General features: G+C 65.8%; 20 protein-coding genes and 1 pseudogene. 5 read left to right on the top strand and 16 right to left on the bottom strand.

Annotated features, from left to right (window positions below):
• Nucleotides 1-98 precede the first annotated feature (98 nt).
• Nucleotides 99-860: an alpha/beta hydrolase gene (locus tag J4E58_RS06960; RefSeq protein WP_087090482.1), complete on the top strand. Its 762-nt coding sequence runs from the start codon at nt 99-101 to the stop codon at nt 858-860.
• 29 nt (nt 861-889) lie between these two features.
• Here the strand turns inward: J4E58_RS06960 and J4E58_RS06955 are convergent, their stop codons facing one another.
• From J4E58_RS06955 to J4E58_RS06945, 3 genes are all read right to left on the bottom strand, one after another.
• Complete coding sequence (locus J4E58_RS06955; protein WP_087090480.1) at nt 890-1,105, bottom strand: DUF3079 domain-containing protein; 216 nt, start codon at nt 1,103-1,105, stop codon at nt 890-892.
• A gap of 127 nt (nt 1,106-1,232) precedes the next feature.
• Nucleotides 1,233-4,376, bottom strand: a complete 3,144-nt coding sequence (locus J4E58_RS06950; protein WP_007923598.1) for an efflux RND transporter permease subunit — start codon at nt 4,374-4,376, stop codon at nt 1,233-1,235.
• Nucleotides 4,377-4,388: 12 nt separating this feature from the next.
• A complete protein-coding gene (locus J4E58_RS06945) occupies nt 4,389-5,585 on the bottom strand; it encodes an efflux RND transporter periplasmic adaptor subunit (protein ID WP_087090478.1) in 1,197 nt (398 codons plus the stop codon).
• Between the two features lie 96 nt (nt 5,586-5,681).
• Between J4E58_RS06945 and soxR the strand changes: the two genes are divergently transcribed.
• Nucleotides 5,682-6,167, top strand: coding sequence for a redox-sensitive transcriptional activator SoxR (gene soxR / locus J4E58_RS06940; RefSeq protein ID WP_087090476.1), 486 nt, complete (start codon nt 5,682-5,684; stop codon nt 6,165-6,167).
• Between the two features lie 54 nt (nt 6,168-6,221).
• Here the strand turns inward: soxR and J4E58_RS06935 are convergent, their stop codons facing one another.
• From J4E58_RS06935 to J4E58_RS06885, 11 genes are all read right to left on the bottom strand, one after another.
• On the bottom strand, nt 6,222-6,917 hold the full coding sequence (locus tag J4E58_RS06935; protein ID WP_172963005.1) for an anaerobic ribonucleoside-triphosphate reductase activating protein: 696 nt from the start codon (nt 6,915-6,917) through the stop codon (nt 6,222-6,224).
• Nucleotides 6,914-7,081 (bottom strand): anaerobic ribonucleoside-triphosphate reductase, encoded by a 168-nt coding sequence (gene nrdD / locus J4E58_RS06930; protein WP_087090474.1) that lies wholly within the window; start codon nt 7,079-7,081, stop codon nt 6,914-6,916. Before nrdD ends, J4E58_RS06935 begins: the two co-directional genes overlap by 4 nt.
• Nucleotides 7,082-7,113: 32 nt before the next feature.
• Nucleotides 7,114-9,132, bottom strand: a complete 2,019-nt coding sequence (locus J4E58_RS06925) for a ribonucleoside triphosphate reductase (RefSeq protein WP_087090472.1) — start codon at nt 9,130-9,132, stop codon at nt 7,114-7,116.
• 1,264 nt (nt 9,133-10,396) lie between these two features.
• Nucleotides 10,397-11,389 carry a GTP 3',8-cyclase MoaA gene (gene moaA / locus J4E58_RS06920; RefSeq protein WP_087092099.1) on the bottom strand — a complete coding sequence of 331 codons (993 nt, stop codon included), beginning with the start codon at nt 11,387-11,389 and terminating at the stop codon, nt 10,397-10,399.
• A gap of 10 nt (nt 11,390-11,399) precedes the next feature.
• A complete protein-coding gene (locus J4E58_RS06915; RefSeq protein WP_087092100.1) occupies nt 11,400-12,365 on the bottom strand; it encodes a peptidylprolyl isomerase in 966 nt (321 codons plus the stop codon).
• A 10-nt stretch (nt 12,366-12,375) separates the two neighbouring features.
• Complete coding sequence (gene narI, locus J4E58_RS06910; RefSeq protein ID WP_007928747.1) at nt 12,376-13,056, bottom strand: respiratory nitrate reductase subunit gamma; 681 nt, start codon at nt 13,054-13,056, stop codon at nt 12,376-12,378.
• Nucleotides 13,049-13,804 (bottom strand): nitrate reductase molybdenum cofactor assembly chaperone, encoded by a 756-nt coding sequence (narJ, locus tag J4E58_RS06905; protein WP_087092101.1) that lies wholly within the window; start codon nt 13,802-13,804, stop codon nt 13,049-13,051. The genes narI and narJ overlap by 8 nt, the downstream gene beginning before the upstream one ends.
• 2 nt (nt 13,805-13,806) lie before the next feature.
• Nucleotides 13,807-15,345 carry a nitrate reductase subunit beta gene (gene narH, locus J4E58_RS06900; RefSeq protein ID WP_087092102.1) on the bottom strand — a complete coding sequence of 513 codons (1,539 nt, stop codon included), beginning with the start codon at nt 15,343-15,345 and terminating at the stop codon, nt 13,807-13,809.
• A gap of 9 nt (nt 15,346-15,354) precedes the next feature.
• Nucleotides 15,355-19,122, bottom strand: a complete 3,768-nt coding sequence (locus J4E58_RS06895) for a nitrate reductase subunit alpha (RefSeq protein ID WP_087092103.1) — start codon at nt 19,120-19,122, stop codon at nt 15,355-15,357.
• 69 nt (nt 19,123-19,191) lie between these two features.
• Entirely contained in the window at nt 19,192-20,589 is a 1,398-nt protein-coding gene (locus J4E58_RS06890; protein WP_087092104.1) for a NarK family nitrate/nitrite MFS transporter, read from the bottom strand.
• Nucleotides 20,576-21,871 carry a nitrate/nitrite transporter gene (locus J4E58_RS06885; protein WP_087092105.1) on the bottom strand — a complete coding sequence of 432 codons (1,296 nt, stop codon included), beginning with the start codon at nt 21,869-21,871 and terminating at the stop codon, nt 20,576-20,578. Before J4E58_RS06885 ends, J4E58_RS06890 begins: the two co-directional genes overlap by 14 nt.
• A gap of 313 nt (nt 21,872-22,184) precedes the next feature.
• Between J4E58_RS06885 and J4E58_RS06880 the strand changes: the two genes are divergently transcribed.
• From J4E58_RS06880 to J4E58_RS06870, 3 genes and pseudogenes are all read left to right on the top strand, one after another.
• Nucleotides 22,185-23,999 carry a HAMP domain-containing protein gene (locus J4E58_RS06880; RefSeq protein WP_087092106.1) on the top strand — a complete coding sequence of 605 codons (1,815 nt, stop codon included), beginning with the start codon at nt 22,185-22,187 and terminating at the stop codon, nt 23,997-23,999.
• Nucleotides 23,996-24,643, top strand: coding sequence for a two-component system response regulator NarL (gene narL / locus J4E58_RS06875; RefSeq protein ID WP_087092107.1), 648 nt, complete (start codon nt 23,996-23,998; stop codon nt 24,641-24,643). Before J4E58_RS06880 ends, narL begins: the two co-directional genes overlap by 4 nt.
• A gap of 112 nt (nt 24,644-24,755) precedes the next feature.
• A pseudogene (locus tag J4E58_RS06870) lies at nt 24,756-25,432 on the top strand (Crp/Fnr family transcriptional regulator).
• A 153-nt stretch (nt 25,433-25,585) separates the two neighbouring features.
• Here the strand turns inward: J4E58_RS06870 and J4E58_RS06865 are convergent.
• Together J4E58_RS06865 and J4E58_RS06860 are read right to left on the bottom strand one after the other, a co-directional pair.
• Complete coding sequence (locus tag J4E58_RS06865) at nt 25,586-26,068, bottom strand: SCP2 domain-containing protein (RefSeq protein ID WP_087092108.1); 483 nt, start codon at nt 26,066-26,068, stop codon at nt 25,586-25,588.
• Entirely contained in the window at nt 26,062-26,952 is an 891-nt protein-coding gene (locus J4E58_RS06860) for a U32 family peptidase (RefSeq protein WP_053261555.1), read from the bottom strand. Before J4E58_RS06860 ends, J4E58_RS06865 begins: the two co-directional genes overlap by 7 nt.
• Nucleotides 26,953-26,955 lie beyond the last annotated feature (3 nt).

The raw sequence follows: 26,955 nt of genomic DNA, 5'->3' as shown, positions 1-26,955 counted from the left end.
GAGTGCGCAATGCCGGCATATGAGCCTATCCTGGGGCGCCGCAAGCGACCGCCGGCGGTCGTTCAGCAGCGCTTCGTCGCCCAACGGAGGTGAGCCACATGTCACGAATGGTTTCGTTCCTGGCATTGCTCGGCGCCTTGTACCTGGCGCTCTGCGTCGCGGCGTGGGCGTTGCAGCGTTCGCTCATCTACTTCCCCCAGCCTAGCGCCATCGCCAGCCCCGCCACGCTGCTCAGGCTGCCGGTCGCCGACGCCGAGGTGCTGGTTTCCGTGAGGCCCCACGACGGCCCGAAGGCGTTGCTCTACTTCGGCGGTAACGCCGAGGACGTGTCCCTCAACCTGCCGGAATTTACCCGGGCCTTTCCCGAGCATGCACTCTACCTGCTGCACTACCGAGGCTATGGCGGCAGTTCCGGATCGCCCTCCGAGGCGGCCATCACGCGCGATGCCATGGCCTTGTTCGACAAGGTGCAAGCCGCCCACCCGCATATCGTGGTGGTCGGGCGCAGCCTCGGCGCGGCTGTCGCCGTGCGCCTGGCCAGCCAGCGTCCGGCATCGCGCCTGGTGCTGATCACGCCGTTCCACAGCCTGCAGGAGTTCGCCGCCAGCCAGTTTCCCTATCTTCCGGTGAGGTGGCTGCTGCGGGACAAGTTCGAATCCTGGAAATACGCACCGCGCATCGCCGTGCCGACTTTGCTGATCGCCGCCGAACACGACGAAGTCATCCCGCGTTCGAGCACCGAGACGCTCTATGCGCATTTCGCCCCCGGCGTGGCCAGGCTCGAGGTCGTCCCGGGCGCGGGGCACAATTCGATAGCCGCGAGCCCGCGGTTCCTGGAACTGCTCCGCAGCGGGCTGTGAGCGCGCCGGCCTTCCGGCGAGGCGCCGGATTATGCCGGCTCCTCGTCCAGCGCCTTGTCCGACGCGATCGGCGGCTCGATGCCCCAGTCGCCGTGCAAGTACCAGTCGTCGCCGAGCATCTCGGCCGGGTGCATGGTGCGGTCCGCGCCATTGCCGCAGGCCAGGGCATTGGCCGCGCAGTAGCGGTCGCAGCCCCAGCAGATGCGTTCGGGGTGCTTGGGGCTGATGGGAAAATTCTTGGCCATGGCGTTCCCCGGGGTGCGGGTGGGACTGGGAATGGCTCCCAGGCTACGACGCCCACAGGGAAAGGCCCTTGATCGGGGTCAAGAATGACAGGCCCGGGGCGCCCGTCTTGGCACCCCGGGCCACCTGTTACGCCGTGACCGCCGGCGCGTAGCGCACCGCCAGCTTGCGCAAGGCGACGTAGAACACCGGGGTCAGGAACAGCCCGAACAGGGTCACCCCGAGCATGCCGGAGAACACCGCGACCCCGGTGGCGCGGCGAATCTCGCTGCCCGCGCCGCTGCCGATCAGCAAGGGCACGGAGCCGGCGATAAACGCCACCGAGGTCATGACGATCGGCCGCAGGCGCAAGCGGCAGGCCTCCAGCGCCGCCTCGATGATGCCCTTGCCCTGGAGCTCCAGCTCCCGGGCGAACTCGACGATCAGGATCGCGTTCTTGCAGGCCAGGCCCATCAGCACCACCAGCCCCACCTGGACGAAAACGTTGTTGTCGCCGCCGCTGAGCCACACCCCCGACAAGGCCGCGAGCATGCACACCGGCACGATCAGGATCACCGCCAGGGGCAGCGTCCAGCTCTCGTACAGGGCGGCGAGGACCAGGAACACCAGCATCACCGCCAGCGGGAACACCACCGCCGCGGCATGGCTTTGGGTGACCTGCTGGTAGCTCAGGTCGGTCCATTCCAGGGTGATGCCGCGGGGCAATACCCGGGCAGCGATCTCTTCCAGCTTGGCGATCACCTGGCCCGACGACAGCTGCTTGGGATCGGAGTCGCCGATCAGGTCGGCCGCCGGGTAGCCGTTGTAGCGCACCACCGGGTCGGGGCCGTAGCTGGGCGTCACGGTGATCATCGCACCGAGCGGCACCATCTCGCCCCGGTCGTTGCGCACCCGCAGGCTGGTGATGTCCTCGGCGGTCTGCCGGTAGGAGCTGTCGGCCTGGGCCATGACCCGGTAGACCCGGCCGAACAGGTTGAAGTCATTGACGTAGACCGAGCCCAGGTAGGTCTGCAAGGTATTGAACACATCGCTCAACGACACCCCTTGCGCCTTGACCTTGACCCGGTCCACCTGCACCTCCAGCTGCGGGATGTTGGCCTGGTAGGAGCTGACCGGGTAAGTCATGCCCGGGGTCTGCGCCACCGCGGCCTGGAAGGCGCTCAAGGCATTCTGCAGGGCGCCGTAACCCAGGCCCGCGCGGTCCTCGAGGTACAGCGAATAGCCCGAACCATTGCCCAGCCCCTGGATCGGCGGCGGCAACAGCGCATAGGCAAAACCTTCGTGGACCTGGGACAGCTTGGCGTTGAGTTCGGCATTGATCTCCACCGCGCCGCGCTGACGCTGGTCGAACGGCTTGAGGATCACGTAGGCGGCCATGACATTCGGCGTGTTGACCGATTGCAAGGCATTCAGGCCGCTGAAGGCCGGCACGGTCTCCACGCCCTCCACCGAGAGTGCCGTCTCGATCAGTTCGCTGGTCACCGCATCGGTGCGGGCCAGGGACGCACCTTCCGGCAGCTTGGCGCCGGCGAACAGGTAGAGTTTGTCCTGGGTCGGGATAAAACCGCCCGGCACCAGGTTGAACAGCCAGGCCGTGCCGATCAGCAGCAAGGCGTAGAGGAAGAACACCGAGCCGCGCCGCCCCAGGGAGTAGGACACCAGGCCGTGATAACCGTCGGAGCGGCGTTTGAACATCCGATTGAAGGCGCGGAAAAAGCCCCCGAACACCTTCTGGATGCCCCGCTCCAGCCAGTCCTGCGGCGCGCCGTGGGGCCTGAACAGCTTGGCCGCCAGGGCCGGCGACAGGGTCAGGGAATTGATCGCCGAGATCACCGTGGAAATCGCGATGGTCACCGCGAACTGCTTGTAGAACTGGCCGGTGACGCCGGAGAGAAAGGCCATGGGAATGAACACCGCGCAGAGCACCAGGGCGATGGCGATGATCGGCCCGGACACCTCCTTCATCGCCCGGTGCGCGGCCTCCCGCGGGTCATAGCCCTTCTCGATGAAACGCTCGACGTTTTCCACCACCACAATCGCGTCGTCGACCACGATGCCGATGGCCAGCACCAGGCCGAACAGGGTCAGGGTGTTGATCGAATACCCCAGCAAATACAGCCAGGCGAAGGTGCCGATCACCGACACCGGCACCGCGATCAGCGGGATGATCGAGGCGCGCCAGGTCTGCAGGAACAGGATCACCACCAGCACCACCAGCACCACCGCTTCCATCAGGGTGTGCTGCACCGCGCTGATGGATTCCCGGACGAACACCGTCGGGTCCCACACCGCCTTGTAGGCCACGCCTTCGGGGAAACGCTGGGACAACTCGTCAAGCTTGCCGTAGACCGCCTCGGCGACCTGCAAGGCGTTGGCCCCCGGCGAGAGGAAAATCCCCACCGTCGCCTGGTTGCGGTCGTCCAGGCGCGCGCGCAGGGTGTAGTCGCCCGCGCCGAGCTCGACCCGCGCCACGTCCGACAGCTTCACCAGCTGCCCGTCCGCCCCGCTCTTGAGGACGATATCGGCAAACTCCTGCTCGCTGCGCAAGCGCCCACGCACGCTGATCGACACCAGGAAGTCGGCGCCCTGGGGCGAAGGCTCGGCGCCCAGCTGGCCAGCCGAGACCTGCACGTTCTGCTCGCGGATCGCGTTCACCACGTCGGCCGCGGTCAGTCCCCGGGCCGACAGGCTGTTGGGGTCCATCCAGATGCGCATCGCGTAGTCGCCCGAACCGTAGACCCCGACATCGCCGATCCCGGACAGCCGCGACAGCTCGTCCTTGACGTGCAGGGTCAGGTAATTGCGCAGGTACAGCGAGTCATAGCTGTTGTCCGGGGACAGCAGGCTGACGTACATCAGCGGCGTCGGCGATTGCTTCTGGGTGGTCACGCCATACTGCCGCACCTCTTCCGGCAGCCGCGACAGCGCCTGGCTCACGCGGTTCTGCACGCGCACCGCGGCGGTGTCCGGATCGACGCCGGGGACGAACGTGATGCTCAGCGCCAGGCTGCCGTTGGAGCCGGTGACCGACTTCATGTACATGATCCCTTCGACGCCGTTGATCGCCTCTTCCAGGGGCACGGCGACCGACTCGGCGATCTCCTTGGGGTTCGCCCCCGGGTAGGTGGCGCGCACCACCACGCTGGTCGGCACCACCTCGGGGTATTCCCCCGACGGCAGCACCGGGATGGCGATCAGGCCGAGGGCGAAAATGATGATCGACAGGACGATGGCGAAGATCGGTCGGTCGATGAAAAACTTGGAAAAATCCATGGCCGCTCTTCCTTATTTCGCCAAGGGCGTCTGGGGCACGGTGGCCGCGGCCTGCTGCGGCGGCGCGGCGATGTCCTTGGGCTCCACCGCCATGCCCGGGTAGAAGATCTTCTGCGCCCCGTTCAGCACCACCCGATCGCCGGCGGCCAGCCCGGCGCTGATCACCCGCAGGCCATCGAGCTGGCGGCCCAGGGTCACGTCCTTGCGCAGGGCCTGGTTTTGCGGGCCGATGACGTACACGTATTTGCGGTCCTGGTCGGTTTGCACCGCGCGGTCGTCGATCAGCACCGCACGGGTCTCGCTGCCGCCTTCAAGACGCACCCGGGCGAACAGGCCCGCGGTCAGCCGGCGCTCGGGGTTGGGCAGCACCGCGCGCACGCGGATGGTGCCGGTGGCCGGGTCGACCTGGTTATCCAGGAAGTCCACGGTGCCGGTCAGGGGGAAGGTCCCGACATCGTTGGCCAGGCCGACCCGCACGGTATTGCTCACCCCCGGGCGCTGGCCCTTGCCCAGCAGCTCGGTGTAGCGCAGCAGGCTCTGCTCGTCGGCGTCGAAATAGACGTACATCGGGTCCTGGGAAACGATGCTGGTCAGCACGCTCTGGTCGGCCTGGGCCAGGTTGCCGAGGGTCAGCATGGCCCGGCCGACACGCCCGGAAAACGGCGCGCGGACCTGGGTGAAATCGAGGTTGAGCTGGGCCGTGGCCACCTCGGCGACGGCCGCGTTCACGTCCGCCACGCCCTGGGCCAGGGAGGCGCTGCGAATGTCGCCCTCCTCCCGTGACAGCGCCGACTGCTTGACCAGGGCCTGGCCGCGGCGGTCCTGCTCGCTGGCCAGGCGCACCGTGGCGCGGGCCCGGGCCAGCCGGGCCTGGGCGCTGGCCAGCGCCTCGCGGTAAGGACGCGGATCGATGACGAACAGGGTCTGGCCCTTCTCCACCTCGTCGCCCTCGCGGAACGCCACCCGGTCGACATAACCGCTGACCCGTGGCCGCAGGTCGACGGCGTCGATCGCGCTGATGCGGCCATTGAACAGGTCCCACTCACGCACCGCCTGCACGCTCACGGTCGTCACCTCGACCACCGGCGCCGCGGCGGCGACCGGCTCGCCCTTTTCGTTACAGCCGCCCAGCGCCAAGAGGAGGCACAACGCGCCCAATCGATGGGTTGAAGAACAGCCTCGACCGACTACTCGGCGAATTCGATTCATGAACGTGGACTCCCGCTGCACCAGAGGTGTTGATTTATAGGCAGATGGAATATAAAAGTTAAAGCTAACTTTAAGTAAAGCCCCTTCGGAGGCCCCATGAAAAAGCCCAGCGAACCGCTGCTGACCATCACCGAAGTGGCCCGGCGCAGTGGCGTCATGGCCTCGGCGCTGCGTTTCTACGAGACCCGCGGCTTGCTCCACTCGATCCGCGTGGGCAGCGGCCACCGCCGCTACCCGCGCTCGATCCTCAGGCGCATCGCCTACATCGTGTTCGCCCAGCGCATCGGTTTCTCGCTGGATGAAATCATCCAGCAACTGACCGGCCTTCCCATCAATACCGCCCCGGCGGGCGCGGACTGGCGGCGCCTGACCGCCACCTGGAAAACCCGGGTGCAGCAACGCATCGCCGAACTCGAACGGCTGAACATGAGCCTGGAGGAATGCATAGGTTGCGGCTGCATGTCGATGGAACACTGCCAGCTCAACAACCCCGAGGACATCTACTCGCGCAACGGCTGCGGCGCCCGGCGCTGGCTGGGGGACCAGAAAATCGCGATCCCCAGCGAGCCGCAGGCCGATTGACCGAGAGGGCCGCCTGCCCTCCCCGGCGGCGACCGTCCCATCCGCGCCAGCGCCTTAGCCGCGCAGCACGAACACCGGGAACATCTCGCGCAGGTGCTGCCACAGGTCCGGCACCAGCACCTGTTGCGGCGTGCTCGGCAATTGCGGGTCGAGCATGCGCGCGGTGCGCACCATCTGCACCGCGAAGCGCTTGACCCCCAGGGCTTGCAGGCGCTGGCCGAGGAGCAACAGGCGGGCCGGCTGCAACAGGTGCCAGTGCACGGTGGTGCGGCATTCGTAGTCGACGCCGCTGGCCAGCAGCAGCTCCAGGCTGCGCCAGTTGGCCTTGCCGCTGCCCGGCACGCCGGTAATCATCGGGCCGTCTTCGGCCAGGGCCTTGACGTCGAAGCCGACCCAGTCGGCGCCGGCCACCGCCCGGGCAAAGGCCGCCGGCTTGATGCCAGCGCTGTGCAGGCCGATGCGGAAACCCATGGCGCGCACTTCATCCATCGCCGCCGGCAAACCGTCCTGCAGGGTCGGCTCGCCGCCACTGAACACCACCGCGTCCAGCAGGTCCTGGCGGCGTTGCAGGAAACTCAGGACCCGGCACCAGTCCAGCTCCTCGCTGCCGCGCGGCGGGATCAGTTGCGGGTTGTGGCAGTAGCGGCAACGCCAGGCGCAGCCCTGGCAGAACAGCACGCAGGCGAGCAGCCCCGGGTAGTCGAGAGTGGTCAGGGGCACCATGCCCCCGACCCGCATCTTTCGGCTCATGGGCGCCCTGCCGCGGTCGCCTGTTCGGTGAAGTGCACGCGCTCGCGGTGCTCGGACTGTTTACCCGGGTTGAAGGCCGAGACCGGGCGGTGATAACCCATCACCCGGGTCCAGACTTCGCAGCGCTGGCGTTGCGCCTGGGGCAATGTGGATTGTGCGTTCATGGTGGAACTCCTTGCAGTTGGGGGAAGACAGGTCAGTGCGCGGTGGCCATGTCCGTGGCCTGGGCCTGCAGCAGGACTTCGTCGCACTTGGGGCAGAACTCGTGCTCGCCGTCGAGGTAGCCGTGCACCGGGCAGATGGAAAAGGTCGGGGTCACCGTCAGGTACGGCAGGCGGAAGCGCCCCAGGGCCTTGCGCACCAGCTGCTTGCAGGCCGCGGTCGAGGAAATCCGCTCGGCCATGTACAGGTGCAGCACGGTGCCGCCGGTGTATTTGCATTGCAGTTCGTCCTGCAGCTCCAGGGCCTCGAACGGATCGTCGGTATGGCCCACCGGCAACTGCGAGGAGTTGGTGTAGTACGGGGCCTCGCGGCTGCCGGCCTGGAGAATGCCGGGGTAACGCTTGAGGTCCTCCTTGGCGAAGCGATAGGTGGTGCCTTCGGCCGGGGTCGCCTCAAGGTTGTAGAGATGGCCGGTTTCCTCCTGGAAGCGCACCAGGGTCGCGCGCACATGGTCCAGCAGCCTGAGGGCGAACTGGCGCCCCTGTTCGGTGTGCATGCCCTGCTCGTCGCCGCTGAAGTTGCGCAGCATTTCGTGCAGGCCATTGAGGCCGATGGTCGAGAAGTGATTACGCAGCGTGCCCAGGTAACGCTGGGTGTAGGGATACAGGCCGGCGTCCATATGGTGCTGGATCACCTTGCGCTTGACCTCCAGGCTCTCCATTGCCAGTTCCATCAGCGCGTCCAGGCGTTGCAGCAGGCCGCTGGTATTGCCCTTGAACACATGGCCCAGGCGCGCGCAGTTGAGCGTCACCACGCCGAGCGAGCCGGTCTGCTCCGCCGAGCCGAACAGGCCGCCGCCGCGCTTGAGCAGCTCGCGCACGTCCAGTTGCAGGCGGCAGCACATGGAACGCACCTGGTTGGGCTGCATGTCCGAATTGAGGAAATTCTGGAAGTACGGCAGCCCATAGCGGGCGGTCATCTCGAACAGGCGGTCGGCGTTCTCGCTGTCCCAGGGAAAATCATGGGTGATGTTGTAGGTCGGGATCGGAAAGGTGAACACCCGGCCCTTGGCGTCGCCGGCCTGCATCACTTCGATATAGGCGCGGTTGAGCAGGTCCATTTCCGCTTGCAGCTCGCCATAGGCGAAGGGCATTTCCTCGCCGCCGATCACCGGGACCTGCTCGCGCAGATCCTCCGGGCAGACCCAGTCGAAGGTCAGGTTGGTAAAGGGCGTCTGGGTACCCCAGCGCGACGGCACGTTGAGGTTGTAGATGAACTCCTGGATCGCCTGGCGCACCTGCGGGTAGCCCAGGCGGTCCTTGCGCACATAGGGCGCCAGATAAGTGTCGAAGGAACTGAAGGCCTGGGCCCCGGCCCATTCGTTCTGCAGGGTACCGAGGAAATTCACCATCTGCCCCAGGGCGCTGCTCAGGTGCTTGGGCGGCCCGGCCTCGACCCGCCCCGGCACGCCATTGAGACCTTCATGCAACAGGGTACGCAGGGACCAGCCGGCACAGTAACCGGCGAGCATGTCGAGGTCGTGGATATGCAGGTCGGCCTCGCGGTGGGCGCGGCCGATGGCTTCACTGTAGACCTCGTCCAGCCAGTAGTTGGCGGTGACCTTGCCGGACACGTTGAGCACCAGCCCGCCCAGGGAATACCCCTGGTTGGCGTTGGCCTGCACCCGCCAGTCCTCGCGGTCGAGGTACTCGTTCATCGAGGCCGCCACCTCGACCAGGGTCTTGCGGTCGCGGCGCAGGCGCCCGTGCTGTTCGCGGTAGACGATGTAGGCGCGCATGGCGAGGAAGAATCCGGCGTCCATCAGCACCCGCTCGACCCGGTCCTGGATCTGCTCCACATGCAGCCGCGCATGTCCCTCAAGATGGGCCAGCACCGCCTTGAGCAAGCCCTCGGCCTCGACTTCGGCGTACTCGCCGCTGGCCTTGCCGGCGGCGATCAACGCCTGGCGGATCTTGTCCGCATCGAAGGCAACCCGGCTGCCATCGCGTTTGTGCAGGCGGTTGTTGCCCACCCTGATCAGCGTGCTGTGCATTTGACCCCCAGATACTACATATAGATGTTTTTAATTCTTAAGACACAAGATGCAGTGAGATTACGGAGTGGCGGTTGGGTTGCCATTGATCGTGATCAAGTATTTTTTGGTTTGTGTACATATCCGTTTCTGCGGTAACGGCTACCTAAGGTTCCGCCCTTACGGCGGCTCACTTTTGAAGAGCGCAAAAGTAAGCAAAACGCTTTGCCCCACCACTTGGTGCCTCGCTGAGGCTCGGCATGCCCTCACTCCGGCATTGATCCGTGGGCCGCCGCCACAGGCCATCCATGGCCTGGGGCGGCTAACCCGGCATCCCTGCCGGGTTACCCACGGCTCAATGCCTGCGTTCGGCCATCGTGGTTAACGGGGCTTTCAGATCAAAAGCCAAAGCAAGAGCAAGACGGCGGCCTGCCGGCCGGCCTGGCTGAGAACGTGGGCCCTGTAGCCGCTGCCGAGCGCAGCGAGGCTGCGATCGAGGCCGAAGGACTCGCCAGGCGGGCACCGCATATCCCCAGACCCTGCGAGGCGTCAGGTTTAGCGGCCCTGCGGGCCGATCGCAGCCTCGCTACGCTCGGCAGCGGCTACACAAAGCGTGTCTGGCAGAAGAGCGGTAGCGTGGCGATGGCCTGTGGCGGCGTGCCCCCGGAGCAATGCCTGCGTTCGGCCAGCGCGGTTAACTGGGTGCTCAGATCAAAAACAAAACAGCAGGCTACCGGCCTGGCTGAGAATGCACTCCCTGTAGCCGCTGCCGAGTGCAGCGAGGCTGCGATCGAGGCCGAAGGACTCGCCAGGCGGGCACCGCGTTTCCCCAGATCCTGCGAGGTGTCAGGTTTAGCGGCCCTGCGGGCCGATCGCAGCCTCGCTGCGCTCGGCAGCGGTTACACAAAGTGTGTCCGGCAGAAGAGCCGTAGCGTGGCAAAAACAGCAAGCTCCGCCCGGCGAAGGCTTTGTTTTGGCTTTGGCTTTGGCTTTTGATCTTGATCTTGATCTTGATCTCCAACGCCCCGTTAACCACGCTGGCCGAACGGAGGTATTACGGAGCGGGTAAACCGGCAGGGATGCCGGTTTAGCCGCCCCGGGCCATGGATGGCCCGTGGCGGCGGCCCGCTCCGTAATGCCTGCGTTCGGGCACACCGAGCCTCAGCGAGGTGCCGAGTGGTGGGGCAAGAGCCCTTTGGTTACTTTGGGGCTTTTCCAAAGTGACCCGCCGTAAGGGCGGAACCCTAAGCCGCCGTTACCGCAGCAACGGATATACACACAAGTTTCACCCCCCACTCATATTCATAAACCGCACCACCTGCACCGTACCTCCAGGATTGAAATCATGCCGCAACGGCTTGCGCCGCAAAGCCTGCTGCAAGGCATCGATCAGCGGCTGGTCGTCCAGCGGATAACGCCGCAGCAGGCCGCGCAGGTCCAGGGCATCGTCCTGCCCCAGGCACAGCAGCAGCTTGCCTTCGACTGTCATCCGCACCCGGTTGCAGCTGCCACAGAAGTTGTGGCTGTTGGGCGAGATAAAACCGATGCGCGTCTGCGGATGGCGCTCCAGGCGCACGTAACGCGCCGGCCCGCCGCTGTTCTCGGTGCTGTCGAGCAAGGCATGGCGGCTGGCGATCAGCGCCCGTACCTCGTCGCTGGAACAGAAGGATTCGCCCCGGGAACGGCCGACGTCACCCAGGGGCATTTCCTCGATAAAGCTGATATCGATGCCCTGCTCGATGGCGTACCGCACCAGTTGCGGCACTTCCTCGAAGTTGCGCCCCTTCATCACCACACAGTTGAGCTTGACCCGCTCGAACCCCGCCCCGCGCGCCACCTCGATGCCGCGCAGCACCTGGTCGAGATCGCCGTTGCGGGTGATGGCGCGAAACTTCTGCCCGTCCAGGCTATCGAGGCTGATGTTCATCCGCTTGACCCCGGCTTCCGCCAGCGGCCGGGCCAGGCGCTCCAGCTGCGAGCCGTTGCTGGTCATCACCAGTTCGCGCAGGCCCGGCAAGGCGGCGATGTTGCGGCACAGATCAACGATGCCCGGGCGAATCAACGGCTCGCCGCCGGTGAGGCGGATCTTGCGCACGCCCTGGCCGACGAACAGCGCCGCCAGGCGCTGCAACTCTTCCAGGGTCAGCACCTGCTGGCGCGGCAGGAAGGTCATGTTCTTCGCCATGCAATACACGCAGCGAAAATCGCAACGGTCGGTCACTGACATCCGCAGATAGTCGATCTGCCGCCCGAAGCCGTCCTGCATCACATTGCTCATGGCCTTCCCCTTACTGCACCAGCGGCGAGTCGGCGCCTTGCAGATGAATGCCACGGATGTCCGCGGCCCCGACCAGGGTTTGCAGGTACTGCACCACGGCCTTTTGCCAGACGCCCTGTTGCAGCTGGTTGCGGATCACCAAAGCCACTGCCTCGTAGGGCAAGGCCTGGCCCTCGACCCGCTGATCGACGCAGACCACATGCCAGCCATAACGGCTTTCCAGCGGCTTGGCCGCCAGCCCCGTCGGCAGGCTGAACAGCTGGCGCTCCAGTTCCGGCACGGTCTGGCCCTTGCTGATCTGCCCCAGGGAACCGCCCTGGGCCTTCGACGGGCAGGCCGAATACTTCAGCGCCAGTGCAGCGAAACTGTCGGGCTGCTCGTCCAGGCGTTGCAGCAAAATCTCCGCCTGGACCTGGGCCGTGCTGCGCGCCCCGGCATCGTCCGGCGCGCATTCGAGCAGGATGTGCCGCACCGCCAGCAACGGTGCGCTGTGAAAACGCCCGCGGTTGTTGTCGTAGTAACGCCAGCACGCCGCCTCGTCGCACTCCGGCACCTGCACCTCGCGTTCGAGCAGCAGGCGGGTGGCGGCCTCCTCCTCGTTCTCGCCGGCGCCAATCTGCAGGGTCAGGCCGAGTTCGGCGATGCGCTGCTGCAACAGCTCGCGGATCACCAGGGCCCTGGCCGCCAGGTACACCGCCTCCTCGCGGCTGGCCGCCGGGTGATATTGCAGCTCCTGGGCCAGCGCCTGCGGGGTGATCGGCACCTGGTTGACACTGATGATCGGCCACTCCTGCTCACTGCTGGCGATCAGTTGCACAGGCGCCTCGTCCGCGGCCACGGGCTCATGCCCCGGCGGCGTGAACGCCTGCACGCCCACCTCCACTTCACTCTCTGGCACCAGCGTTTCCTCGCGGGCCGAAGACCCGCAACCGCCGCTGCCGCCGTTACCGCCGCCACATCCACATCCACCTGACATGACTGCCTCCTCAGATCTTCTGCCGAACGATTTGATAACGCCGCCCCAGGTACCAGACCGGCGCGCTGACCATGTGCACCAGGCGGGTAAAGGGGAACAGCACGAACAGGGTCAGGCCGAGAAACACGTGCAGCTTGTAGGTCAGGCCGACCGGCGCGATGGCCGCCGCCGCGTCCATGGGCCGCAACAGCACGATGCTCTGCGCCCAGTCAGCGAGCATCACCATCACCGAGCCGTCCATATGGGCGGTGGAGGCGACTATGGTCAAAAGGCCGAGCAGCAACTGCGCCAGCAGCACCAGCAGGATCAGGATGTCCGAAGGGCTGGAGGTGGCGCGCACCCGCGGGTCAGTGAGGCGGCGCTTGATCAGCATCAGCAGGCCGACCAGGCACAGCAGGCCGAAGAAGCCGCCGGAGACCATCGCCAGCAACTGCTTGTGCTCGGTGCTGATCACATGGTGATAGACCGAGGCCGGGGTCAGCAGGCCGACAAAGTGTCCGGCCAGCACGAACAGCACGCCGACATGGAACAGGTTGCTGGCCACGCGCATGCCACGCTTGTCGAGCATCTGGCTGGAGCCGGCCTTCCAGCTGTACTGCGACAGGTCGAAGCGTGCCCAGCTGCCCAGCAGGCAGATCGCCAGGGCGACATAGGGATAGATCCCGAACACCAACAGATTCCACTTAGACATTGCCCACCTCCCCGGCTGGCGCGGCGGCCAGCCCCTGATGCTGAAAATCCACCCAGTGCAGCGGTACCGCGCTTTCCTCCCGGGGCTTGCCCGGCGCGCTCGGCATTGAGCTGCAACGCTCCTGCTGCTCGGCCTTGAGAAAGTCCACCGCCTCCTCTTCCCAGATCCGGTCCAGGGCTTCGAGGGAATCGTCGCGCGGCTCGGCCGCCACCTGTTCGCGCAGGTCGGCCACCGCCTGGTGCGGCTCCGCGCCAGCGATTTGCAGCAAGGCGCGAAAGCAACTGGCGTAGGCGCTCTCGCGTTCCTCCAGGCGCGCCGCGAGCAAGGCCAGCAGGTGCGCGACATCGGCCAGGCCCTCGCGGGCCTCGAGGTCGTCGCGGGTGGAAAGGAACTCCAGGTACAGCGGGATGTAGTCCGGCAGCTCCTTGATGCCGATGGCAAAGCCCGCGGCTTCATACTGGGCGAGCATGTCGACCATGGCCTGGCCGCGGTCGCGGGACTCGCCGTGCACATGCTCGAACAACAGCAGCGACAGCGAGCGGCCACGACCGAACAGCGCGCCGTAGTGCTCCTGGCCATCCATCAGGTCGTTGGTGCAGATCAGTTCCAGCAGCTCGAACAGCGCACCGCGCTGCTTCGGGCTGATTTCCCGAGCCTGGATGATCGCCTGCTCCAGTTCGTCGCGGCCCTCGACCAGGGTTGCGCTCGGGTAGTCGAGCAGTAGCGAAATCACTTTCAGGATGCGCATGCTCATTCCTCCCACAGCTGCACGGTTTTCAGGACGTCGCGGCGGTTGGCCTTCTTCGCCCCGAACATGTTGGTGTCGGAGCTGCCGCTGCAGCCGCTGCCGAAACTGAAGCCACAACCGGAACGCTCGGCGAAGGCATCGCTCATGGCTTCCTCGCGGTGCGCGCTGGGCACCACGTAGCGGTCTTCGTAGTTGGCGATGGCCAGGTAGCGGTACATCTCCTCGACCTGGCTCAGGCTAAGGCCGACCTCCTCCAGCACTTGCAGGTCCTGCACGCCTTCGACCTGTTCGGCGCGCTTGTAGGCGCGCATCGCCAGCAGGCGCTTGAGGGCGCGCTTGACCGGCTTCTCGTCGCCGGCGGTCAGCAGGTTGGCCAGGTAACGCAGGGGGATGCGCAGGCTGTCGACATCCGGGATCACTCCGTTCATGCCCACGGTGCCGGCGGCGGCCGCGTTCTGGATCGGCGACAGCGGCGGCACGTACCAGACCATCGGCAAGGTGCGGTATTCCGGGTGCAGCGGCAGCGCCAGCTTCCAGTCGACGGCCATCTTGTACACCGGCGAACGCTGCGCGGCGTCGATCACCGACTGCGGCACCCCGTCTTCCAGGGCCTGGCGGATCACTGCCGGGTCATGCGGATCGAGGAAGATTTCCAGCTGCTTCTCGTACAGGTCCTGCTCGCTGGCGGTGCTCGCCACCTCGGCGATGCGGTCGGCGTCATACAGCAGCACGCCGAGGTAGCGGATGCGCCCGACACAGGTCTCGGCGCACACGGTGGGCATGCCCGCCTCGATCCGCGGGTAGCAGAAGATGCACTTCTCCGACTTGCCGCTCTTCCAGTTGAAATAGATCTTCTTGTACGGGCAGCCGCTGATGCACATGCGCCAGCCGCGGCACTTCTCCTGGTCGATCAGGACGATGCCGTCCTCTTCGCGCTTGTAGATCGCCCCGCTCGGGCAGGACGCCGCGCACGCCGGGTTCAGGCAGTGCTCGCACAGGCGCGGCAGGTACATCATGAAAGTGTTTTCGTACTCGCCGTAGATGTCCGCCTGGATCTGGTCGAAGTTCCGGTCCTTGCGCCGCTTGGCGAACTCGCTGCCGAGGATCTCTTCCCAGTTCGGCCCCCACTCGATCTTTTCCATGCGCTTGCCGGACACCACCGAACGCGGCCGCGCGGTCGGCTGGTGGTCGCCCAGGGGCGCGGTGTGCAGGTGCTGGTAGTCGAAGTCGAACGGCTCGTAGTAGTCGTCGAGGCTCGGCAGGTCGGGGTTGGCGAAGATGTTCGCCAGCACCCGGAACTTGCCGCCGATCCGTGGGTTGATCGAGCCGTTGGCGTTGCGCACCCAGCCGCCCTTCCACTTGTCCTGGTTTTCCCATTCTTTCGGGTAGCCGATCCCGGGCTTGGTCTCGACGTTGTTGAACCAGGCGTATTCCATGCCTTCGCGGCTGGTCCAGACGTTCTTGCAGGTGATCGAGCAGGTATGGCAGCCGATGCATTTGTCCAGGTTCAGGACCATGCCGATTTGTGAACGAATCTTCATGACAACTCCTCAATCCATCTCGGTCGGCAGGGGGCGTGGCAGCTCATCGCCGTCCGAGCCATCGAGCCAGTCGACGCGGGCCATCTTGCGCACCACGACGAACTCGTCGCGGTTGCAACCGACCGTGCCGTAATAGTTGAAACCGTAGGCCTGCTGGGCATAGCCGCCGATCATGTGGGTCGGCTTGAGCACCACCCGGGTGACCGAGTTGTGGTGGCCGCCACGGGTCTTGGTGGTCTCGGAGCCGGGCACGTTCACGATCCGTTCCTGGGCGTGGTACATCATCACCATGCCCTCCTTGACCCGCTGGCTGACCACCGCCCGGGCGGTCGCCGCGCCGTTGGCGTTGAAGCATTCGATCCAGTCGTTGTCCTCAATGCCGGCGCGTTTCGCGTCGATTTCCGAGAGCCAGACAATCGGCCCGCCACGGCTCAGGGTGAGCATCAGCAGGTTGTCGCTGTAGGTGCTGTGGATGCCCCATTTCTGGTGCGGGGTGATCCAGTTGAGGACGATTTCCGGGTGGCCGTTGGTGCGCTTGCCCTTCACCGCCTCGATGGTCCGGGTGTTGACCGGCGGCCGGTAGCTCATCAGTTGTTCGCCGAACGCCTGCATCCACGGGTGGTCCTGGTAGAACTGCTGGCGACCGGTGATGGTGCGCCACGGGATGTTCTCGTGGACGTTGGTGTAGCCGGCGTTGTAGCTGACGTGATCGTCCTCCAGGCCCGACCAGGTGGGGCTGGAAATGATCTTGCGCGGCTGCGCCTGGATATCGCGGAAGCGGATCGCCTCGTGGGCCTTGGACAGCGCCAGGTGGCTGTGGTCGATGCCGGTGAACTCGGACAGCGCGGCCCAGGCCTTGACCGCCACATGGCCGTTGGTTTCCGGGGCCAGGGACAGGATCACCTCGGCGGCGTCGATCGCCGTGTCGATCTTCGGCCGGCCCTGGCTGATGCCCGCCGCGCCCTCGCGGTAATTCAGCTCGCCGAGGAATTTCACCTCCTCCTCGGTGTTCCAGTTGATGCCCTTGCCGCCGTTGCCGAGTTTTTCCAGCAGCGGCCCGAGGGAGGTGAACTGCTTGTAGATGTTCGGGTAGTCGCGCTCCACCACTTGCAGGTTCGGCGCGTTCTTGCCCGGCTGCGGGGCCACGCCCGCGGTTTTCCAGTCGGTGCCGCCGAACGGCTGGGCCAGCTCGCCAACGCTGTCATGCATCAGCGGCACGGTGACCAGGTCCTGCTCCACGCCCAGGTACCCCACCGCCATGCTGGAGAACGCCTTGGCGATGCCCTTGTAGATCTCCCAGTCGGAACGCGATTCCCAGGCCGGGTCGATGGCCGCCGACAGCGGGTGGATGAAGGGGTGCATGTCCGAGGTGTTCATGTCGTCCTTCTCGTACCAGGTGGCGGTCGGCAGCACGATGTCGGAATACACGCAGGTCGAGGACATGCGGAAGTCCAGGGTGGTGACCAGGTCGAGCTTGCCGATGGCGCCCTGGTCCACCCATTCGGCTTCCTGCGGCTTGCAGTCGCCGACCTGGCCGATGTCCTCGTTCATCACCCCGTTACGGGTGCCGAGCAGGTACTTGAGCATGTACTCGTGGCCCTTGCCCGAGGAGCCCAGCAGGTTGGAACGCCAGATGAACATGTTGCGCGGGAAGTTCTGCGGGCTGTCCGGCTGTTCGCAGGCGAAACGCAGCGAACCCTCATGCAACGACTTGACCACATAGTCCTTGGGCGTCATGCCGAGTGCTGCGGCGTCCCGGCAGATGTGCAGCGGGTTACTGTTGAGCTGCGGCGCGCTGGGCAGCCAGCCGGCGCGTTCGGCGCGGATGTTGTAGTCCAGGGCGTGCTCGGGGAACTGGCTCTTGTCGGCCAACGGCGAGAGCACGTCGTGCATGCTCATCTTCTCGTGGCGCCATTGCGAGCTGTGGGCGTAGAAGAAGCTGGTGCCGTTCATCTGCCGTGGCGGCCGGCTCCAGTCCAGGCCAAACGCCAGGGGCAGCCAGCCGCATTGCGGGCGGAGTTTTTCCTGGCCGACATAGTGGGCCCAGCCGCCACCGGTCTGGCCGACGCAACCGCAGAGCATGAGCATGTTGATCAGCCCGCGGTAGTTCATGTCCATGTGGTACCAGTGGTTCATCGCCGCGCCGACAATGATCATCGAGCGGCCACGGGTCTTGTCGGCGTTGTCGGCGAACTCGCGGGCGATCTGGATCGCCTTCTCGCGGCTGACGCCAGTGATCTGCTCCTGCCAGGCCGGAGTGCCGGGCACGCTGGCGTCGTCGTAGTCCTTGGCCACATTGGCGCCGCCCAGGCCACGGTCGATGGCCAGGTTGGCCGCCGACAGGTCGAACACCGTGGCCACCTTGACCTGGCTGCCGTCGGCCAAGGTCAGGCTGCGCACCGGCACGCGGCGGTATTGCACGGCGTCGCCGGCCACATGCTGGAAGTGCTCCTGGATTTCCCCGGCGAAATACGGGAAGGCCACTTCGGCGACATCGCCGCCGATCAGGCTCAGGTTCAGGTCGATCTCGCGTCCCGCGCCGCCTTCCCGGGCGAGGATGTTCCACTTGCCCTGCTCGCCCCAGCGGTAGCCGATGGAGCCCTGGGGCGACACCAGCTCGCCGCTGGCGTCGATGGCGATGGTCTTCCATTGCGGGTTGTTGTCCTGGCCGAGGTTGCCGGCCAGGTCCGAGGCGCGCAGGAAGCGGTCCGGCTGGTAGCCGGCCCCCGGCGCGGTGCCGAGCATCGGCTTGAGCAGCACCAGCACCGGCAGGTCGGTGTAGCGCTTGGCGTAGTCGGTGAAATAGGCGCTCGGGCGGTCGAGGTGGAACTCCTTGAAGATCACATGGTTGAAGGCCTGGGCCAGCGCCGCGTCGGTGCCCTGCTTGGGGTTGAGCCAAAGGTCGGTGAGCTTGGCCACTTCCGAATAGTCCGGGGTGATGGCCACGGTCTTGGTGCCCTTGTAGCGCACCTCGGTGAAGAAGTGCGCGTCCGGGGTACGGGTCTGCGGGACGTTGGAACCCCAGGCGATGATGTAGTTGGAGTTGTACCAGTCGGCCGATTCCGGCACGTCGGTCTGCTCGCCCCAAACCATCGGCGAGGCCGGTGGCAGGTCGCAGTACCAGTCGTAGAAGCTCAGGCAGGCGCCGCCGATCAGCGACAGGTAACGGGCGCCGGCGGCGTAGCTGACCATCGACATCGCCGGGATCGGCGAGAAACCGACGACCCGGTCGGGGCCGTACTGCTTGATGGTGTAGACGTTGGCCGCGGCGATGATCTCGTTGACCTCATCCCAGCTGGAACGGATGAAGCCGCCCATGCCGCGCTTGCTCTTGTAGGACTCGGCCTTGGCCGGGTCCTCGACGATGCTCGCCCAGGCCTCCACCGGCGCCATAGTCTGCCGCGCCTGGCGCCACAGCTTGAGCAGCGGCTTGCGGATCTTCGGGTACTTCAGGCGGTTGGCGCTGTAGATGTACCAGCTGTAGCTGGCGCCCCGCGGACAGCCGCGCGGCTCGTGGTTGGGCAGGTCGTTGCGGGTGCGCGGGTAGTCGGTCTGCTGGGTTTCCCAGGTGATCAGGCCGTTCTTCACGTAGATCTTCCACGAGCAGGAACCGGTGCAGTTGACCCCGTGGGTGGAGCGCACGATCTTGTCGTACTGCCAGCGCGAGCGGTAGACGTTTTCCCAGTCGCGGGACTCCTTGCGGGTTTCCCCGTGGCCCTCGGCGAACTCGCTTTGCTTGCGGTTGAAAAACCGCAGTTGATCCAACAAATGACTCATGGTGCTTTCCTCTCAGGCTTGCCGCGGGGTTCTATGCCCCGACCGGGCAAGGTTTGGATTCAGGTCGTGTCAGCAGGGAGTCGCCGCGCCTTTGCGCGCGTACCACCACCAGGTCACCACGATGCAGCTCAGGTAAAAGCCGACGAACATGTAGAAGGCCATCTCCGGGCCGCCGGTCTGGGCCATGGAAGTGCCGAAGGATTTGGGGATGAAGAACGCGCCGAAGGCGCCCATGGCCGAGCTGAAACCGAGCACCGCGGCCGACTCCTTGCCGGCGTTCTTCAACGCTTGCTCGCGCACCGCAGCGCTTTGCCCGGCGGCAGCTTTTTCATGCAGGGTGCGGAAGATCACCGGGATCATGCGGAAGGTGGAGCCGTTGCCAATGCCGGTGGTGATGAACAGCAGCATGAACAGGCCGAGGAAGCCGTAGAAGTTGCCGCCGGCGCCGTTATGCGGAAGAAAGTGCAAGACCCCGAAGACCATCACGATCATCGCCACGAAGTTCCACAAGGTCACCCGGGCACCGCCGAGCTTGTCCGCCAGCCAGCCGCCCAGCGGCCGCACCAGGGCACCCACCAGCGGGCCGAGGAAGGCGAACTTCAGCGCCACCACGTCCGGGAACGCGGTCTTGATCAGCATTGGAAAAGCCGCCGAGAAACCGATGAACGAGCCGAAGGTCGCCAGGTACAGCCAGCACATCAGCCAGTTGTGCTTGCGCTTGAAGATCACCGCCTGCTCGCTGAACGAAGCCTTGGCGCTGGACAGGTCATTCATCCCGAACCAGGCCAGCAGCGTCACCGCGATAATGAACGGCACCCAGACAAACCCGGCGTTCTGCAGCCACAGCTGGCTGCCGTCGGCCAGCACCTGGGGTTGCCCGCCAAGCCAGCCGAACAGGCCGAAGGTGATCACCAGCGGCACGCAGAACTGCATCACCGACACCCCGAGGTTGCCCAGCCCGGCATTCAGGCCCAGGGCCGTGCCCTGCTGCGACTTGGGGTAGAAGAAGCTGATGTTGGACATGCTCGAGGCAAAGTTGCCGCCACCGAAACCGCAAAGCAGCGCGATCAGCACGAACACGCTGTAGGGGGTGTTCGGGTCCTGTACGGCAAAGCCCATCCACAGCGACGGCAGCAACAGCGACGCGGTGCTCAGGGCGGTCCAGCGGCGGCCGCCGAAGATCGGCACCATGAACGAATAGAACACCCGCAAGGTGGCGCCGGACAGCCCCGGCAGCGCCGCCAGCCAGAACAGCTGGTCGGTGCTGAAGCTGAAGCCGATGGCGTTCAGGCGCACGATCACCGTGCTCCAGACCATCCACACGGCAAAGGCCAAGAGCAGCGCGGGAATCGAGATCCACAGGTTGCGGGTCGCCGTCTGCTTGCCGCTGCGCCCCCAGAAAGCGGGGTCTTCCGGGCGCCAGTCATGAATCAACGGGCCTGAATCGGGCTTATCAAGAACCGACATGTTCTTCTCCTTGGGCAATGCTGGAAAACGGGGACGAGGTGGCCGGCGGCTGTTTGCCCAGCAGCGGGCGCTTGCGGATTTCGCTGAAGTACATCCAGGTGAGCGACACCCAGACTACGCCGTACATCAACATGAAGCAGGAAGAGCGCACGCCGGTGAGGTCCACCAGGGCGCCGAACAGGATCGGCAGGACGAAGCCGCCCAGGCCGCCGGCCAAGCCGACGATGCCGGACACCGCGCCCATGTTCTGCGGGTAGTCGTTGGCGATGTACTTGAACACCGAGGCCTTGCCGAAGGCGAAGGCGATGCCCATGACGAACAGCAGCACGGTGAACAGCGCAGGATTCAGGCCGAGGTGGAAATCCAGGGCGCCGTCGACGGTGCGCACTTGCAGCTGGGTCTGCGGGTAGGACAGCAGGAACAGGCAGATCCAGCTGACCCAGAGCACCCACCAGGTCACGCTCTGGGCGCCCCAGCGGTCCGACATCCAGCCGCCGACGGCGCGCAGCACCCCACCCGGCAGCGAGAAACAGGCGGCCAGCAGCGCCGCGCTCTGCAGGCTGAAACCGTATTCCTGCACGTAGTACTGGGTCATCCACAGCGCCAGGGCCACGTAGCCGCCGAAGACGATCGAGTAGTACTGGCAGTAGCGCCACACCGCCGGGTCCTTCAACGCGCCCAACTGCTCGCGCAGGGTGGCACCAGAGGCGCTGCGATGGGCCTTGTTGTCGGCGCTGAGAAACCAGAACAGCAGCGCGGTGATAAACAGGATGGCGCTGAAGGTTTTCGGCACCAGTTGCCAGCTGCCGGCGGCGATCAGCGCCGGGGCGAGAAACTTGGTCAGCGCGGCACCGGCGTTACCCGCGCCGAAGATGCCCATGGCGAAGCCCTGGTTGTCCTGGTCGAACCACTTGGCGACGTAGGCGATGCCCACCGAAAACGAACCGCCGGCCAGGCCGACGAACAGGCCCAGGACCAGGAACTGCCAGTAGGCCGTGGCGTGGCTGATCAGGTACAGCGGCAACACGCAGCACAGCATCAGCAGGAAGAACACGCTGCGCCCGCCGAAGCGGTCGGTCAGCAGGCCCAGCGGCAAGCGTGCCAGCGAACCGGTGAGCACCGGGGTGGCGGCCAGCAGGCCGAACTGGGTTTCGTTGAGCGCAAGCAGCGCCTTGATCGGCACCCCGAGCACCGCGAACATCATCCAGACCATGAAGCACACGGTGAAGGCCAGCGTACTCATGCCCAGCACCAGGCCTTGTCGTACACGCGGTTGGGTCATCTCGCTCTCCAGTCAGTCATTCATGGCCGCAGACTAGAGAGGCGAACCCGGTAAAAACTTGACCCGGGTCAAGGAAGCCCGGGGCCTGCTGGGCCTATGCTTGCGCCGCCTACCTCCAACGAGGTAGTGCCGAAAAACCTCTGAACCCTTTGTTTATCAGGCTCTTGCCTTGGCTCCACGAGGCGGTTGCACGGATCCGATGAACAACAACTCTTTAGAGGTAGAGCGCCAGGGACCGGCTGCAAAACCATCGCCAGTCGTCCCTGGAGCCTGCTATGCCCGCCCTTCCCCCATTCACATCCGGCCCGCGCCCTTGATCCGCTGGCTGCGCAGTTCCCTGCCCGCCCGCGCCGGCCTGGCGGTGATCCTGATCGCCGTGCTGGCGCTGGCCAGTTCCCTGAGCGCCGGGCTGATCGCCTGGTTCAGCCAGGGCGACGCGGCGGCCATCAATACCGCGGGCTCGGTGCGCATGGAGACCTACCACCTGAGCTGGAAGCTGGCCGCGGGCGCCAGCGCCGAAGAGATCGGGCAGATCCGCCAGAGCCTGCAACAGCGCCTCGACAGCCAGTCGCTCAGGGCGGTGCTGGAAGACGGCGCCGACCCCGAGCTGGTGGACAGCTACCGGCAGATCCAGCAACGCTGGAACGCTGAGTTGCAGCCGGCCCTGGAACAACGCGATGCCGCCGCGTTCCAGGCCCTGGCCCTGCCCTTCGTCGAGCAGCTGAACCAGTTCGTCAGCCTGCTGCAACGCCAGAGCGAACATAAGCAGACCTGGCAACAGTTGATCCAGGGCGCGGCGCTGTTCACCACCCTGTTCGTCCTGCTGCTGGGCCTGTACGAACTGCAATACGGCGTGGTCACGCCCTTGCAGGAACTGGTGGAAGCCACCCAGCGCTTTCGCCGTGGCGATTTCCAGGTGCGGGTCAACCACCAGTCCCGGGACGAGCTGGGCCAGTTGGCCACCAGCTTCAACGCCATGGCCGAGACCATCGAGCAGTCCCACCGCACCCTGGAAACCCTGGTGTGGCAAAAGACCCACAACCTGCAACAGGCCAACGCCGCCCTCGAGCTGCTGTACCAGAGCAGCCGCAGCCTGGCCACACGGCTGGCCAACGCCGAAGGCCTGGACGAACTGATCCGGCGCTTCCAGCAGCGCCTGCCGGGGTTGCGCCTGTCGCTGTGCCTGCAAGGCCAGTTGCAGGCCCCGGCGCAGCAGTTGATCGCCCTGCATGGCGCCGACAGCCGGGAGGTCTGCGCGGTCAGCGATTGCGCCAGCTGCCAGCGGCACCAGCCGATCGCCCGGCAGCGTTTCAGCATCAGCAACCAGGGCAGCGAACTGGGCGAGCTCAAGGCGCACTTCGTCGACGGCCATGCCCCGCAAGCCTGGGAAACCGAACTGATCCAGGCCCTGGCCAACCTGATCGGCACCTCGCTGTCGCTCAAGCGCCAGCGCGAACAGGACCATCGCCTGCTGCTGTTCGAAGAGCGCGCGATCATCGCCCGCGAGCTGCACGACTCCCTGGCCCAGGCCCTGTCCTACATGAAGCTGCAGGTCAGCCGCATGCAGACCCTGATGCGCCGTGGCGAACCGCTGAGCACTCTGGAGAACGTCACCGCCGAACTGCGCGAGGGGGTGAACAATGCCTACCGCCAGCTGCGCGAACTGTTGACCACCTTTCGTTTGCAGATCCACGACGCCGGGCTGGTGCGCGAGCTTGAGGCGACCACCGAGGAGTTCTCGCGCCGCGGCGATTTCCAGGTGCATGTGCAACTCGACAGTCTGGCTTTCGAGCTGTCGGCCAGCGAGCAGATCCACCTGCTGCAGATCACCCGCGAGGCGCTCTCCAACTGCCTGCGCCACGCCCACGCGGAGAATGTCTGGCTGCAGCTGCGCCAGCATGGCGAAACCCTGCGCCTGTCGATCGAGGACGATGGCCGCGGCTTCAGCGGCGACCACGACAACAGTGGCAACCAGCGCGAACACCACGGCCTGAACATCATGGATGAGCGGGCCCGCAGCCTGCATGGCCAGTTGCAGATTTCTTCCAGGACGCCCCAGGGCACCCTGGTGCAGATGGAATTCCGTCCGGAGTTCCTCGCCGTCCCCACACAAGGTAGCGCCGCATGAACCCATCCCCCTCCTACCGGATCCTGCTGGTCGACGACCATCCGATGATGCGTCGCGGCATCCGCCAGATGCTCGAACTGGAAGACGACCTGCAGATCGTCGGCGAAGCCAGCCACGGCGAAGAAGCCCTGGGCCTGATCGAACCCTTGCAGCCCGACCTGGTGCTGCTCGACAACAACATGCCGCAACTCAACGGCATCGAGACCCTGCGCCGCCTGCGGGCCATGGACTACCGCGGCAAGGTGCTGCTGTTCACCGTGTCCGACGCCGAGGACGACATTCGCGACGCCCTGCGCCTGGACGCCGACGGCTACCTGCTCAAGGACATGGAGCCCGAGTTGCTGATCCAGTACCTGCGCGATGCCCTGAGCGGCGCCCTGGTGATCAGCCCGGGGCTGACCCGGGTCATGGCCCAGGCCCTGCGTTCGCCGCCGCGCCAGCCGGAGGTCGAGCTGACCGAGCGCGAGCGCCAGGTGCTGCGCACCATCGCCAGCGGCTACAGCAACAAGGTCATCGGCCACAAGCTGGGCATCACCGAAGGCACGGTCAAGGTCCATGTGAAGAACCTGCTGCACAAGCTCGGCCTGCGCTCGCGGGTCGAGGCCGCCGTGTGGGCCATGGAACACCTGCGCAACGCCGGCTGAGCCGCGTTCAGCCCCTCCTGCCCATTTACCCCCTGCCCCTTTGGAGGTACGCCGGCGGAGGCATAGGCCCTGGCAGCCGCGCGCTCTACCATGGCCGGCAGCGGAGGTACCCATGCTGACCCACCCTTCCATCGTGCTGTTGTTGCGTCGCCATCATCTGTTCAGCCAGTTGCCGGACAAGGTCTTCGAGGAGGTCTGTGCCCGGGCCATGCTCAGGCGCCTGCCCAGCCACAACACCCTGATGCACCAGGGCGATCCGGCCAAGCGCTTTTTCCTGCTGATCAGCGGCCAGGTCAAGCTGTACCGCATCAGCGGCGAAGGCCAGGAGAACCTGGTGGAAATCATCCAGCCCGGGCAAACCTTCGCCGAGGCCCTGCTGTTCAGCCAGGCGCGCTTCTACCCGGTCAACGCCACTGCGCTGAAAGACAGCGTGCTGGTCAGCATCGATGGCAACCATTACCGCCACGCCCTGGAGGACCAGCCGCAGGTGTGCCTGGCGATCCTGGCGAGCATGAGCGGCACCTGCACCAGCGCCTCAAGGACATCGACACCCTGACCCTGGGCAGCGCCAGCCGGCGGGTGGTGAATTTCCTGTTGCAGGAGCGCGACCCGCACAGCGGCGAGGTGGTGCTGCAAGTGTCCAAGCGCCTGGTGGCCTCCAAGCTGGGGATCCAGCCGGAGACCTTCTCGCGCATCCTCCATCGGCTGGTAGAAAGCGGCCTGATCGCCATGGAGCGGCGCACTATCCAGATCCCCGGCGCCGAGGAACTGGCCGCCTACCAGGGCTGAGCGGCAGCAGGCCCGCCCCTATTCCCTGTAGGAGCGAGCTTGCTCGCGATGGCGGCGTCCCAGGCATACTGCGGCGCCAGAATCGCCAGCAAGCTGGCTCCTACAGAAGCTGACCTGCCGGCGGTGCATCCTGGCACTGACAAGCCGACGCCTTCAGCCTGCGGCCAGCCCCTTGCCCGCCCGTTCCAGATTGCGCCACAGCCAGACCGGCAATACGTCCGGGTCGAGGCTGTCGATCAGGTTTTTCAAGGTCAGGCCCAGCTCGGTATCGCCCTCGATCACCAGGCGCCGGCGGAAGAACAAGGTGTCCGGGTCTTCCTGACGGCTGGCCAGCAGCAGGAACTCGCGCCAGTTGCCGCTGATGGTCACGTCGGCCCGGGCGCGTTCGGCAATGCGCAGGCCGTCGCGGTCGCGGGTCAGGTACCAGGCCAGGCCCAGGTCGGGAATCCGCAGGCACAGCCATCGCCGGCGCAGCAGGTCGAATTCGCCGGCGCGCAGCGGCTCGGCCAAACAGCGGTTGAGCCCCTGCTGCAAGGCCAGGCGCTGCACGCCGAACGGCACCCGCCGCAGCAGCGGCAGCAGCCGGTCGGCGCTGCGCAGCAGCCAGTCCTTGCGTTTGGATTTGCCACTCAGCACAGGCCCACCTCCTCGACGCGCAACATCCCGGCCTGGCCATGCCAATAACCGTTGCAGCCCTCGACGAACAGCGGTGGCGTCGCACCCTGGCGCACCCGCTGATAGGCCTCGATCACCTCGCCCATGCCCTGGGCCCGCGGGCTCAGGCGCAGCAGGTCGGCGCCGCAGGCCACCAGCCCGGCATAGTCCGCCAGCAGATTGGTGACCTCGGCGGACAGGGTCTGGATGCCATTGAGGGTGAACAGCGCCTGGCCTTCCTGGCTGCTCAGCGCCAGGCCGTCGGGGTACTGGATGCAGCAGAACTGGCAGTCGTCCTTGGGCCGGTCCTGGGCCCGGGCGGTGAAGCAGCGCGCGGAATAGGCCAACGGCAGATGCCCATAGGCGAAGACTTCGACCTCGGGCAGCGCCTGGCCCAGCTCGCGCACCTGCTCCAGCACCGCGCGGATCAGCGCCGCCGAACACTCCACCGGCGGCACCCAGCGGATCATCCCGCACCCCTGCAACTGGGCCAGGGCGTGGCCGTTGTACAGGTTCAGCGCCGGGCCACCGACGAAGGGCAATTTGCGCTCGGCGAGGAACTGCACCGCGCCCATGTCGTTGGCCTCCACCAGCAGCTCGCCGTTGTCGCACAGGCGCCGCAGGCTCGACAACTCCGAGGCGGCTTCGATCAGGGTCAGGCTGGAGAGCACGATCTGCGCCGACGTGCAGCCCTGCAATTCGCGCCCCAGGCCCAGCCACTGGTCCAGGGACAGCGCCCGGCGTTTCGAACACACGGTTTCCCCCAGGTAAATCACATCCAGGGGCAAGGCCGACATCTCGGCATAAAAACGCCCCAATTGCTCCTTGTCCCAGTAGAACAGGACGGGGCCCAGGCTGAGCTTCATCGC

The sequence above is a fragment of the Pseudomonas sp. FW305-25 genome (assembly GCF_017351415.1).
Taxonomy (GTDB): Bacteria; Pseudomonadota; Gammaproteobacteria; order Pseudomonadales; family Pseudomonadaceae; genus Aquipseudomonas; species Aquipseudomonas chlororaphis.
This window is presented reverse-complemented; position numbering and strand designations above follow the sequence as displayed.

Bases quoted from the DNA above. Each gene is read 5' to 3' on its own strand.
- J4E58_RS06915 (WP_087092100.1), bottom strand. From the start codon at position 12,365: ATGTCAGGTGGATGTGGATGTGGCGGCGGTAACGGCGGCAGCGGCGGT.
- narH (WP_087092102.1), bottom strand. From the start codon at position 15,345: ATGAAGATTCGTTCACAAATCGGCATGGTCCTGAACCTGGACAAATGC.
- J4E58_RS06960 (WP_087090482.1), top strand. From the start codon at position 99: ATGTCACGAATGGTTTCGTTCCTGGCATTGCTCGGCGCCTTGTACCTG.
- J4E58_RS06935 (WP_172963005.1), bottom strand. From the start codon at position 6,917: ATGAGCCGAAAGATGCGGGTCGGGGGCATGGTGCCCCTGACCACTCTC.
- J4E58_RS06890 (WP_087092104.1), bottom strand. From the start codon at position 20,589: ATGTCGGTTCTTGATAAGCCCGATTCAGGCCCGTTGATTCATGACTGG.
- J4E58_RS06925 (WP_087090472.1), bottom strand. From the start codon at position 9,132: ATGCACAGCACGCTGATCAGGGTGGGCAACAACCGCCTGCACAAACGC.
- J4E58_RS06885 (WP_087092105.1), bottom strand. From the start codon at position 21,871: ATGACCCAACCGCGTGTACGACAAGGCCTGGTGCTGGGCATGAGTACG.
- J4E58_RS06860 (WP_053261555.1), bottom strand. From the start codon at position 26,952: ATGAAGCTCAGCCTGGGCCCCGTCCTGTTCTACTGGGACAAGGAGCAA.
- narI (WP_007928747.1), bottom strand. From the start codon at position 13,056: ATGTCTAAGTGGAATCTGTTGGTGTTCGGGATCTATCCCTATGTCGCC.
- narJ (WP_087092101.1), bottom strand. From the start codon at position 13,804: ATGCGCATCCTGAAAGTGATTTCGCTACTGCTCGACTACCCGAGCGCA.
- nrdD (WP_087090474.1), bottom strand. From the start codon at position 7,081: ATGAACGCACAATCCACATTGCCCCAGGCGCAACGCCAGCGCTGCGAA.
- J4E58_RS06945 (WP_087090478.1), bottom strand. From the start codon at position 5,585: ATGAATCGAATTCGCCGAGTAGTCGGTCGAGGCTGTTCTTCAACCCAT.
- J4E58_RS06955 (WP_087090480.1), bottom strand. From the start codon at position 1,105: ATGGCCAAGAATTTTCCCATCAGCCCCAAGCACCCCGAACGCATCTGC.
- J4E58_RS06950 (WP_007923598.1), bottom strand. From the start codon at position 4,376: ATGGATTTTTCCAAGTTTTTCATCGACCGACCGATCTTCGCCATCGTC.
- J4E58_RS06895 (WP_087092103.1), bottom strand. From the start codon at position 19,122: ATGAGTCATTTGTTGGATCAACTGCGGTTTTTCAACCGCAAGCAAAGC.
- narL (WP_087092107.1), top strand. From the start codon at position 23,996: ATGAACCCATCCCCCTCCTACCGGATCCTGCTGGTCGACGACCATCCG.
- moaA (WP_087092099.1), bottom strand. From the start codon at position 11,389: ATGAGCAATGTGATGCAGGACGGCTTCGGGCGGCAGATCGACTATCTG.
- soxR (WP_087090476.1), top strand. From the start codon at position 5,682: ATGAAAAAGCCCAGCGAACCGCTGCTGACCATCACCGAAGTGGCCCGG.